The 3,811-nt window shown below is 48.3% G+C and carries 3 protein-coding genes; 1 reads left to right on the top strand and 2 read right to left on the bottom strand.

Features of this window, described 5'->3' with window-relative positions; all coding sequences use genetic code 11:
• Both VF724_RS20970 and VF724_RS20965 read right to left on the bottom strand, forming a co-directional pair.
• Window positions 1–908: IS701 family transposase (locus VF724_RS20970; RefSeq protein ID WP_371756182.1), on the bottom strand; the 908-nt coding region annotated here is incomplete at its 3' end.
• Window positions 909–1,732: 824 nt separating this feature from the next.
• Entirely contained in the window at window positions 1,733–2,827 is a 1,095-nt protein-coding gene (locus tag VF724_RS20965) for a transposase (RefSeq protein WP_371756181.1), read from the bottom strand.
• A 533-nt stretch (window positions 2,828–3,360) separates the two neighbouring features.
• Between VF724_RS20965 and VF724_RS20960 the strand changes: the two genes are divergently transcribed.
• Window positions 3,361–3,600 carry a hypothetical protein gene (locus VF724_RS20960; protein ID WP_371756180.1) on the top strand — a complete coding sequence of 80 codons (240 nt, stop codon included), beginning with the start codon at window positions 3,361–3,363 and terminating at the stop codon, window positions 3,598–3,600.
• Window positions 3,601–3,811 lie beyond the last annotated feature (211 nt).

Here is a 3,811-nt window from a genome sequence, read left to right as displayed (position 1 = left end):
CAATACGCCCGTATATAGCTAAATTGCTTGGTCAGCATTCCTTTCGTTCCTTCTCGCCATGTGACCGTCTGCCAACAAGTATCATTTAATTCTTCAATAAGACTTTGTGCTGTATAGGCAGGGGCAAGAAGGCGAGAACGCGGTCGTCCTTTAGGAGACGCAGCAGCTTGAGCTTTTTGTAGTTCCTCTCGGCCTTTCTGGACATCCTCAACCCTGCGGACGCTGAAGCAGGCTGGAACGGCAATGACATAGGGAAGCTTTCGTTTTTCAATGGCTTCCAGAAAATCTGGATTTCTGCCATAGCCGGCATCGCCGAGCACCGCCCGAATGGGTAGAGATCGGGCAATGGCTCGGTCCAGCAAGTCGACCGCCATCTCCGTTTTTGTTTTAAACACCGTCGTTTCCGGTACGTGAGATCGATGGCACCTTGACTGATCTTTTGTCCATTCGTCCGGAAGATACAACTGAGCATCGACGGGACAACTTTTTCCTTGCGGGGTAACGAACTGGCTGGTAACGATGACTTGACAATTTCCAATCTTACCGAGCGTTCCCGAATACTGACGTGTTACCCCCACCGACCCTTTCCCTTTTTTTGGGACACCGGTATCGTCAAACACGAGATATCCCGGCTCCCGGCCGAATCGTTCCAGGAACAAGTTCAACCGTTTGTCATTAACTGCCTGTTCATCCCACGAAGCCGTGGTGAGCAGATTATGCAGTCGCTGGGCATGGCAACCCGGAATAGCCGCGGCCATCTGTTCACAATTTTTGCGTTCGATGGGCAACAACAGACCCGTCACGTAGTTCTCCATCGCTTGCCACGTTTCAAGTCGATGGCAATATTCATCAAAGTGTCCCATGAATATGCTCAGTTCCGGTAGACCTTCGGGAGAAATATGATACATGATCATCCCTCGATTCTAGTATTCTCTCTACTATTCTACCATATTTAGGGATGTGACAGAGTAGTACTAAATATATAGACATAAATGTAGGTGGAGGTGCTGGGCTTGCTGCTGAAGTGTATTTTCTTCCGGTATCAGTTGATAACGAACAAGCATTAGTATTTCCACTCCCTGTTAATCTTGGGGGAACTGCCACCTTAAGACCAGCATATAAAGGAGCCCCAAGCGCACAAGAATGGATAAATATGTTAAATGGGGGAGGATGGTAGTACCAGAACAAATACTAATAATAAGAAGGAGCTCGGAATTAAATAGGGATTTCGAGTCCTAATAAGGGGTGATGAGGGCAGAAAATGAAAAATCGCATGATGATGAAAGTGATTTTCAAAAATGAGCATGCCAAAGAAACCGAAGTGCCCCTATTTTTAAAAAATAAACACTACGGCGCGACAGGTTCGTGTAGCCATTGCTGAACCGTATGTAACTGGTTGTGCTTCTTCGATTCCTCAAGCCATGCGTCCGCATGCTGGCACATGGCGATGAGATAGACCCGAATGTTCCAGTGACGGGAGCTCCGACCGCGCGAAGATTCGAGCTTGTAATCGATCTTCTGGCGCTTGACGCAGCGTTCGATGCCTGTACGAAGCGCATAGCGTTCCGCCCATTCTTTGCTATCTCGACGAATGCGCGGGAACCAGCGCGGATTGTCCTTGGTAGATGTGTATACCGTACGGCCGTACCCGGAAGAAGAACACGGATGAGGACACTCCCACTTACCGACTTTTGCCGGGCATCGCCACTTGTTTCGAAACGTCTTGGAATTTTTACCACAGTATGGGGCAGGTGGGAACACCAACCGTGCCGAATGTTATATCGTCTGTTATGCCGGAACGCCTGGGATTCAGGTCGATGATGCTGCTAACATCGTCATGTTCCACCATGGTAATGGGGAAAGCGTCGTGGGCGGAATCCAGAATCGCTTCTCCCAGTTTCCATTGCGGGTACCAGTGAAGCAATTCACGGTACCCGCAAACCCAAGAAACCATGTCATGGGTACTTGCGCGGAAGAGTCGAGGATATACCGGCAAGTTGTATGGACTGTCCGCCGCGCAAAACATATATAACGTTCTGCCGAAGTAATAGCGTTCGCGATAGCTATCCCAGCCCCAATCGGCGTCTGGATCGGCAAATTGTCGCTTGCACTCGCACTTCCAGTTCCCTTGGAAGCGGCACTTGCAAAGAAATTTGCCGTAAGCGCGGGCACCGGTTACATCCGGGGAGCCGTCGCCGATGACGCTAAAACTCGCGGTGTTGCCGAGCAACCCTTTCTCAGCCGAGGGCAAGACGAACATCTGCTGGAATAAAGCCATGAGGCGATCGTGAGCCTTGGGTGAGTAATGAATCGAATCCGACCGCATCGCTCGAGCGACGAGTTTTTCCGTAATTCCGGGGTTTTTCGGTTCCTGCTTTTCGTTCTTCTTTCCTTTCTTCTTGGGTTTCTTGAGCTTGCGCTTTTTTCTCCCGGTCTTGTGCGGAGAATCCGCGTTCCAGAGGCGGCGGAAGAAGTCGTAGAAGGTTCCAATGCTAGGAACATCGCCTGGTGAGAAGCCGCTCAAGATCGCATAGATCGGAATCGTGCGAAGCTGGTGCACCCAATCATCCACGCTATATTGCAGCTTGGTCATAAGAAGTATGCTTCGGAGCATGTTCGCAGGATCACGGGGTTTTCGTCCTTTCGTTTTTACGGAATAGCCGTCCTTCATGATGAAGGCGGTTCGAGACAAGTCGATTGGAATGACCCAGAAGATGAGGTCCGCGTAAAAATCCTGAAGGAAGATCAAGGATTCTCCGTAGTGAGTTGCTAATTGTTGCTTTACAAATTGAAGGTACGCCTCATGAGCGCGCGTGGCAGGAAGCAATTGAATCACCCATTTCATCGGAGATAGGCAGTAATAAATGCTTCTCGGCGATTATTGGGGCGTTTCAAAAATGTCAAGAGGAAAGTTTGTTCGCGATGAGTTTTTGAGGTGAAACAATAAACGGCCCTAGCCGAAAGGCCAGAGCCAAAGCGGAATTTCGTATTCCGAGAAGCTTAAATAACAATAGTAGGTGATTAAATGACTGGATTGTCGATTATTGCATTGATAGGTATTATAAGTTCAATATTTCAAATTTTAACCCCAGATTTTTTTCTTAAAATTAAAATACAAGGAGTAAGGAGCCGCGAGGCCGTGGTTTTTGGGGGTTATATAACGCTTGCAGTAAGCATTGCAGTCTTACTATTTGATTTTTTAAAATAAATTTGGCTCTTTCCAGTTTTTTACGTAGGAATTCTCAACTGATACTCCAAAGACTTCACATGGAGTGGCGGGCATCGTAGGCTAATCAGCCATTCAGAACCCTTGTGGTTTTGCTCTTTCGCAAGAAATCATGCCCACCGTCCGGTCTGGCGGTGGCCAAAAAAGTCGGTCTGCTGGCCACGATTCTAATATTTGCGAAGAAGCTTTGGTTTCTGATTATTGCCGGCCTTGCCGTTATTCCAAAGATGAGTAGAAAAGTTTTTGGACGCCGGACTTCCCCAAGCTTGCCGCAGGCAGCAGAAGCAGTTCAAGAACAGCACCCTGCTTTTCAGGAAAACATCGATCAGCGGGATCTACCGGTGCAAGCAGAAAATTCAAAGCCAATGAACTGAACCGGCGGTTAGGGACTAAAGTTAAAAGAACGGACGCAAAGAGCCCCTTCTCATTTCGACGAGGGGCTTAAACGATTGGTGGAGAACCCCATCCAGCTCATGGCGCGAAACCCATGTCGTTGTGCTGTGATAATGTCACCCTGTAACTGTTCTGAGATAATGTCACTATGGGACAGGAGACATTGACATTGACTAGAGCAGAGTTGAAGAA

The organism is Ferviditalea candida, from assembly GCF_035282765.1.
Lineage (GTDB): Bacteria > Bacillota > Bacilli > Paenibacillales > KCTC-25726 > Ferviditalea > Ferviditalea candida.
The sequence above is the reverse complement of the archived record's forward strand: the minus strand, read 5'-3'. Positions and strand labels throughout refer to the sequence as shown.